Consider the following 7,127-nt stretch of genomic DNA (forward strand, 5'->3'; position numbering starts at 1 on the left):
AATATTTTTATTGGATTTCAATTGTTCTTTTCTGTTCATACATAATTATACTACACATAGCTATAATTTATCGCCTTATATCCCCATGCCTGAAGGCAGGGGCATTACGGCGATGGATGGTAATATCCATTGGGTGATGTTTACCTGTACCAAGCATACCATTCTGTTTTAATTTTTTGATCAATAGAATGAATATTTTGCCACTGCCAATAGACTCTACCACTCGAAGTTTTGTAGCCATCAGGAAAAAGTTTAAAAAAATTGCCACACAACCATTGGATAAAATAGGGAGAGTTGGGTTTTCCGATTCCAGGGATGAATCGATTTATAGAGCTGAGATCTAGAGTAAAAGTCATGTACAGGGGTTCGGAGGAGTTTCCATTGATAATATAATGAAATTCATCAATTTTCCCTTGTTCTTGTGCCGGAAGGACGTTGAATTCTGCTTGAATGATATAATTATAACCACCATGGACATGAATAGACTCAGAAAGCCAGACATATTGAGCGTAGTGTGATGCATAATGTCTAGCGAAAATTTTTTCTGCTTCTTCTCGTGGATATTTTTTCATAGGAATCGGGGAGCCATTAAGCCATCCCCTGACCCACAATGCTGGAAATTGAGGGTCTTCAGGCAAAAATAGATTGCCTACGTATGCTACTGGAGAAAGTACTGAAGAATATCGTTGATCGAAAAAGATGTGCGGTTCCTGGATCATGGTTCCAGGCTTTTGAGTGAGAAAGAGTCGAGCATAGGTGTCTAATTTTTCATAGTAAGCAAAAAAGAAGAAGGAAAGAAAGAGAGACAAAAGCCCCATTTTTCCTATTTTTGATGAAAGGGTGTTATTCTGCAATTCTTTCTTTTCTATCTAGATTTCGGATGATGATTGATCCATCCCTATCCAAAGGAGATGAAGAGTAGCTCATTGCGACATAGGGACTTTCTTGCGCAAAGATATATATTTTGAGCATGTCTCACAAGCTAATCAGCATTCTAGAGGCGCCGAGTTCCTAGGGGTCGCGTCGCAAGCGCTGCGGCGCTGGGAGCCCGAGGACAAGCTTCTTTTCGATGAACGCACAGCTTGGCGGGCAGTGTCGCTCCGACCTTGCGCAGTTTCGGCCAGATCCATTCTATGCGCTGAAGGCGGTAGGTCGAACCATTGCCTACGCCCGTGTCTTTAGCTTCGAGCAGAAAGATGAGCTGGAGCAGCAAAAGCAGCTGCTTGAACGCTACTGCGCCTGGCAAGGTTGGACGTTCGAAGTCATCGCAAACCAGACACAAAGCTTGTTTGAGTAGGTGGAATGTGGTTTCTAAGAAAACGTCGATGTGGTCGACATAATCAATGTTCTAAGGACAAAGCACGCTCGGTTCGCCTGCAAATAAGCGATGCATTAGGTCACCAGCAGCAGGAACCCATCGAGGCGAATTAGGAGCGGCTCAATGCTGCGTCTGAACAACCTAAAAATCTCCGGTCTTTAGGCCAGGGAGGGTGTCAAAGCTCCTGTTCTTGAGGAATATCAAATGAACTTACGCGAAGGGAACACTAACAACCATCCTACTTTCAAAAGAAATATTGGGTCAGCTTATTTAGCATGTTTTCAGTGGGATTTATAAGGAAGTGAAATTTCTTTTCGTCTCTTTCTTAAGAGCTCTTGTAACTTTTGGTTAGACTGAGGGAAGAATATAGAGCTGCGGCAATTTTTTTCTTAGATAGCAAATAGCTCTCTGAAAAATCTAAAATATTTTTGGGCCGACTCTCATAGATTTGAGGGCTACTGATGTGGGGAAAAAACAGAAAAAAACAGACTTAGAATGCTCTCCAATAGAATTGGTAACCTATTAAATAGATATGAAAATATTCAACTGGTGTGATGATAAACAGATAATTTTCTTTTTCGTTTTTTTTCTTTGTACCTTAGAACTCTTGGAAGCTGAAACCAAACTTTCAAATTTAATAAGAAAACAAACGATAGATATCGAAGACTTTAAAAATCTTCTTAATATCTCGGATGATTTAGATGAAATAGCTTTAGATAAAATAGCAATGGATAACAGAAGCTTTAAGATTCAAGAAATTTCTTACCCTGAGAAATTTTTTATAACACATGAAACACATGATTTTCATGGTGAGTATATAGGTGTATATTCTCATCGCATTGAACCTAAAAAAACAGTTTATACTTATACATGTCCTAGTAGTGTTGATCGAGCCATAAAAAAAATTGTAGCAGTTCACTTCATAGAAAATGAATGGATTGAAAATGAACTACTACCGCCGATGCCAGTAGTACCTCGTCGAGTCAATAAAGAGACGCTAAGTATTGTTATAACTTTTGATGGAAGTAAAGTTAAGTTTGGCCCTGAAGATATCATAAAAGGCTTTGGGCTTAAGAGAGAACTTCTGGGAAGGGATGGTTCTTTAGAGATACCACCACCTCCAGAATCTTCCACAAAATTTCTTTCTCTTTCTCAAAAGTGTAAATTCATAGCCAACAGGCTAGTCGAATTGCAGATTAAGAAGAATTTCGGAAAAAGACTTTTTTAGTGTTATCTTCCCTGTTATCTAATCTTTCTCCGTTGTTCTATAATGCATAGGTTAAAAAACTACAGCTTGTTGAAAAAAAAATGAAAAGAGCTTTAGCTGTCCTTGTAGGTGAAATGCACGATGAGAATCATTATAAGTCCTTAATAAATGCCCTTCCCCAACTAGATCGACAAGGCTTTGTTTTAACCTTGGAACTACCAAGGGATTTTAATCCACTGATCCAGTCCTTTATGCGGAAAGCTAGCCTGATATATGAGAAGGCTAACGAGCATAAAATAGATATGCAAGAAGCTGAAAAAAGAGTCGATCAGTTGGAAGCAAAACTGATCTATAAAATATTAAAAAGATATCCCGCTGCTGTGTATTTGCCGTTGCCGGTGGATAAGCAGCATTATGTCAAAAGGGAAAAGAACCAATGGTATATAGTGGATAAAGGCACTGGAGAAAAAGAAGCGGTAGGGCCCCTTGTTCATTATACCGATGTAATCAAAGAGGTAGCAAAGCATAATATTCAGAACCATGGGAATCTGCAGGTATATGCGGTGGATGTTAGCACGAAAGAAATGAAAGAGCATGCTAAAAAAGGAAATCTATTTTTTAGAATAAGCTTGCCTGAAACGTGCCAACAGCCTGTTGAGGAGTACCTAAAGAAAGCAAGAAAAAGTGCTTTTCTAGGGAAAATCCCAAAAGAGAGTCTTAGAAAGAAACTATCCGAAGCCCTTCAAAAAGAGGGGATTAACCTTCACGAAGCCCTTCAAAAAGAGGGGGATTCAGAGGATCGCTTCTTTAATCGCTTCTTTAAGCAATTGAATAACATAGCGAAAATGCAACAGAAGGATAAGAGTCTTGTGGTTCATATTATCGAAAATGGAAATTTATGTTTTGGTGGAGATATGAAACCTGAATTTGTGGATTATAGGGATCAAAGGATGTCTGGAAACCTAGAATTAAAAGAGGATCACAAATATGGTCCATGTAACATTAAACAAGTGGCAGAAACTAGATCTTTTTATTATCCAGGCTCCAGAGTGATCCATTGGGGAGGAGCGTACCATTTGGGAGAAATAAAAAGACAGACCAATCTTTCAAAAGAAGTGAAGAAAGCGGGTTTTTCCTGTGTTGTTACAGCTGATGCTTATACGGATGAATTTAGGAATTATCCAACAGATTATGTGTTTGAAAGTCAGAAAGGCTTACAAAAAGCGATAACCCATGGGATAAAAATACAAACAAAATCTCACGTGCGTTACCCTCATTCCTTATCGCATGGTGAGAAACAAAAAGAAAAAGATACATCTCAACATGAACCATAAAAAACATGTGCCCTGGCGCATATGAGGAATATCCTCTCCTACAGAATCATCTATACCAGGCATACCATTGGACACAGATTTTTTGGTCGATGCTTGGGATATGGGTCCAGCGCCAGTTGACAGTACTACCGATTTTTTGGTAACCAGGAGGGTCTAGCCTAAAAAATGTGCCATAAAGCCACTGAACATAATAAGGGTTATTTTGTCTACCGATTCCAGGGATAGCCATGGTGATGGCACCAAGATCCATTGTAAAGGTCACCTCTTCGATTGGCTCCCCCCAGTTTAAAACACAGATGTATTCATCTATTTTTTGAGTGCCTTCTGCCGGCAACACGACAAACTCCGCCTGTTTGTGCAGTTCGCCGCCGCCTGTAAACCCCTCAGAAAGCCAGACATATTTCGAATGTCGAGAAACACCCGAAACGATCCCAGATGCTTGGGCTTTAGTGTATTTTTTCATTGCTTGGGCTTTAGTGTATTTTTTCATGCTCAGGGGATGACCATTAATCCAGGCCCTGGCCCACAACGCCGGATATCTCGGATCTTCCGGGATATAGGCATTATTGATTATATTTGTCCTATAATCTACTTCTACTTTTTGATCGAAAAACACATGCGGGCGGAGGGCATACGGGTAGGTTTTTTCTCTAGTAAGGAATAGCTTGGCATAAGTATGAGTCGATTCGATGTAAGAATAAAGGAAAAAAAAGGAAAGCAGGATCGTCATTTCCATGGTTCGTCCTTCCCAATAATGGCTTTTAAGACACCTCCTACTCGGCTTTGGATATTCTGTCCAACACCCTGCAGCCCTTCAATGCTTGCCCCGTGCACCCGACCAAAATGCCCGCTAAAGCCCTCAAGCAAGGCACCAGCCATGTCAGAGAATGCCAAAGACCAACCATAAGCGACTCGTACGGCTACAAGAGGGAACATCGATCCAGCATAAATAAAAGCTGCAACGATATTTATGCCTAGGGAGTATAGTACCCAGGCTCCTGAAGCCTGCAAAAACCCTAGAATGGTATAGACCACAGCACACAAAAAAGAGCTTTTAGCCGAAGCCCCTTGTTCTAGGCATTGTTGAATAGGAATACCTCCTGGAGCACCGTTATTGGTAAGAATGGATTGGAGAAAGACTTGTAAGAGACTTGAAAAGCCGCCTCCACTGCCCCCAAAAAGGTTGGAAAGGTTAAGTCCGTTAATAGGCCAGCCAATAGTCGCTTCAATGATCATAGGGATCATCGCTCCTAGGGTTGTTGCACCAGCAACAAAGCCCATATCTCCGCTGGCACTAATGCCAAAGAGGGTGTTAAAAATGATGTCTGCCATCATGTAACCAAGTCCGGCTAGGATGCAGTATAGGGGCGGAACAATTGATACGGCAACTAGGCCTATAAGCATTGGCCTCCAGAGACCCCGAAAGGAAGCAAAAAAAGTCAATGGCACCAGAGCAATACCAAAACCAGTTAAGGCTTGATATGCTGCCTCACTGCCCCCAAGCAATATAATCTGGCTAAAAATGATGGTGAATATAGCTCCAATGCAAAGGAGAGCCGCTGTTAAAACAAGAGCAAATACCCAGCCGATAGAAGTCATAAGGGGTATCGCCCAGATCTGCATAGCAGTTACGGTTTGAGAAGCAACCGGACTGATATCATTTGGCATCATAGCCATCCATGAGAGAAGTCCCTGAAAGGCTTGATTGAGATATTTGTATACCACTGGATTAAAGATCGCCAAATTATTGGCTAGTCCAAACATGCGGCTTACAAAGATCGGTCCAAATTTAAAATCGGCTATATTTCCCGAACACACTCCTCCTGGTGAAGCCACCACCCCAACGCCACTGGACGGAGGCACATGGATCCAACATATCCACCATTGCGTTGGGGTACTTCCTGCAGGCGGATCAAAGGCAAGGTTAGCGATTTGTTTTCCCCAGTTGAGTCCTCCTTGAATCAAGGCTTGCCTGGCGGCATCAATAAGGTGCTGAGGAAATTGTGCATAAACAACGATCCAAATCACAACCGCATGAATGGTATAATCGATGAGTTCATCGATAATGGGCCTTCCAAAGGCCACTCGAAATCCTCCGACGGCTGCTGCCATGAAAAATAAAAAGGGGGCGATGCTTACTGCAATCTGCTCGCCTTCTTCTCTAGCTTGCTGACCAAACTGAAAAACTTTTTGAATAAGGGGACCAAGACTTGGATCGATCCCTGAAAGAGACCCATTGGGTTGATAGCCTTGTTGTTGAGCGGAGGCAGAAAGGGTAAAAAAAAGAAAAATAAAAAAAGAAAAAATAAAAAACCTTTTTCCGCTCATTTCCTTTTCTCTTGCACTATTATTAGTAGGAAAAGGAAAGGCTATTTGGGATTGCCAATAAAAGAAAAGTCAGAAGAACTTATTAAATAAAGACTAAAAAAATGCATGCGCCAACAAACGCATGGTTTTTAGTTTTTCCTTAACGCTATTATGGAACGTCAACTACTCCGCCCTGAAGGACGGAGCTTGTGAGTCAGGCTGGGTTGACCAGGGAAAGCGGTAGTCAGTCCGCTCCGTTTGCAACAGGTAGTTAAGCCCTGCGGGAAAAAAGACAGTGGATACAAGCACTGGAAAAATCGTCTGTGCCATCCCCGTGCTCATACTGCTGGAATGGCAGCATCGAGGAGAGGCTATCTGGGATGCGCTGACCAGGCGGCGGGCGTTTCGACGGCGGCGTAGGAAATTGAGGTATCGTCCGTCACGGTTCGATAACCGGACCAGGCCGAAAGGCTGGCTGGCACCAAGTTTGCGGCATCGGGTGGATACAGTGCTGAGGTGGGTGACACGGATCGGTCTTCTTAGGCCGATTACCGCGTTATCGCAGGAACTGATGCGGTTCGACACCCAGGCCCTGGAGCATCCCGAAATCTCCGGAACGGAGTACCAGCAAGGCAGCTTGTTTGGATACGAGGTAGGGGAGTATGAATCGGCATCGGCTCAGTATCCCCAAGACCCACTGCCTGGACGCGGCCTGTGTGAGCTCAGCTCACGCGACGATTTCACCCCTCCCTCGTCAAAGAGCTGAAGGTAGGCGGCATGGTGAAGAACGAGCATCTGGCCTGATCCCTATCCAACATGGGTTTCTTTGAGTTTCGGCGGCAACTGGAATACAATGCAAAGTGGGGTGGTAGGCTAGTGGTGGTGGCCGGCCGCTGGTTTCCGCCCAGCAAGAGCTGTTTGATTGGCAGGACGGTGCAGGAAAAAATGCTGCTGGCTGTTT

The 7,127-nt window shown here is 43.0% G+C and carries 6 protein-coding genes and 1 pseudogene; 4 read left to right on the forward strand and 3 right to left on the reverse strand.

Annotation, left to right across the window (positions count from 1 at the left end):
• Nucleotides 1-140: 140 nt before the first annotated feature.
• A complete protein-coding gene (locus A7Q09_RS07255; RefSeq protein ID WP_134390724.1) occupies nt 141-818 on the reverse strand; it encodes a hypothetical protein in 678 nt (225 codons plus the stop codon).
• 251 nt (nt 819-1,069) lie between these two features.
• Here A7Q09_RS07255 and A7Q09_RS11495 point away from each other — a divergent pair, with 251 nt between their 5' ends.
• The 3 genes from A7Q09_RS11495 to A7Q09_RS07270 all read left to right on the forward strand — a co-directional run bounded on the left by A7Q09_RS11495 (nt 1,070) and on the right by A7Q09_RS07270 (nt 3,859).
• The gene (locus A7Q09_RS11495; RefSeq protein WP_134390718.1) at nt 1,070-1,297 is read left to right on the forward strand and encodes a recombinase family protein; all 228 of its coding nucleotides are present in this window, start codon (nt 1,070-1,072) and stop codon (nt 1,295-1,297) included.
• 553 nt (nt 1,298-1,850) lie between these two features.
• The gene (locus A7Q09_RS07265) at nt 1,851-2,546 is read left to right on the forward strand and encodes a hypothetical protein (protein WP_134390720.1); all 696 of its coding nucleotides are present in this window, start codon (nt 1,851-1,853) and stop codon (nt 2,544-2,546) included.
• 80 nt (nt 2,547-2,626) lie between these two features.
• The gene (locus A7Q09_RS07270) at nt 2,627-3,859 is read left to right on the forward strand and encodes a hypothetical protein (protein ID WP_134390722.1); all 1,233 of its coding nucleotides are present in this window, start codon (nt 2,627-2,629) and stop codon (nt 3,857-3,859) included.
• Nucleotides 3,860-3,905: 46 nt separating this feature from the next.
• Here the strand turns inward: A7Q09_RS07270 and A7Q09_RS07275 are convergent, their stop codons facing one another.
• The gene (locus A7Q09_RS07275) at nt 3,906-4,595 is read right to left on the reverse strand and encodes a hypothetical protein (RefSeq protein WP_394346628.1); all 690 of its coding nucleotides are present in this window, start codon (nt 4,593-4,595) and stop codon (nt 3,906-3,908) included.
• Nucleotides 4,586-6,187 carry a hypothetical protein gene (locus A7Q09_RS11010; protein WP_244228595.1) on the reverse strand — a complete coding sequence of 534 codons (1,602 nt, stop codon included), beginning with the start codon at nt 6,185-6,187 and terminating at the stop codon, nt 4,586-4,588. Before A7Q09_RS11010 ends, A7Q09_RS07275 begins: the two co-directional genes overlap by 10 nt.
• Before the next feature lie 268 nt (nt 6,188-6,455).
• Here A7Q09_RS11010 and A7Q09_RS11315 point away from each other — a divergent pair.
• A pseudogene (locus tag A7Q09_RS11315) lies at nt 6,456-6,830 on the forward strand (RRXRR domain-containing protein); the annotation flags it as partial.
• Nucleotides 6,831-7,127 lie beyond the last annotated feature (297 nt).

The sequence above is a fragment of the Methylacidiphilum sp. Yel genome, assembly GCF_004421185.1.
Lineage (GTDB): Bacteria > Verrucomicrobiota > Verrucomicrobiia > Methylacidiphilales > Methylacidiphilaceae > Methylacidiphilum.

Coding starts and splice junctions, on each gene's coding strand:
- A7Q09_RS07255 (WP_134390724.1), bottom strand. CDS start 818: ATGGGGCTTTTGTCTCTCTTTCTTTCCTTCTTCTTTTTTGCTTACTAT.
- A7Q09_RS11495 (WP_134390718.1), top strand. CDS start 1,070: ATGAACGCACAGCTTGGCGGGCAGTGTCGCTCCGACCTTGCGCAGTTT.
- A7Q09_RS07265 (WP_134390720.1), top strand. CDS start 1,851: ATGAAAATATTCAACTGGTGTGATGATAAACAGATAATTTTCTTTTTC.
- A7Q09_RS07270 (WP_134390722.1), top strand. CDS start 2,627: ATGAAAAGAGCTTTAGCTGTCCTTGTAGGTGAAATGCACGATGAGAAT.
- A7Q09_RS07275 (WP_394346628.1), bottom strand. CDS start 4,595: ATGGAAATGACGATCCTGCTTTCCTTTTTTTTCCTTTATTCTTACATC.
- A7Q09_RS11010 (WP_244228595.1), bottom strand. CDS start 6,187: ATGAGCGGAAAAAGGTTTTTTATTTTTTCTTTTTTTATTTTTCTTTTT.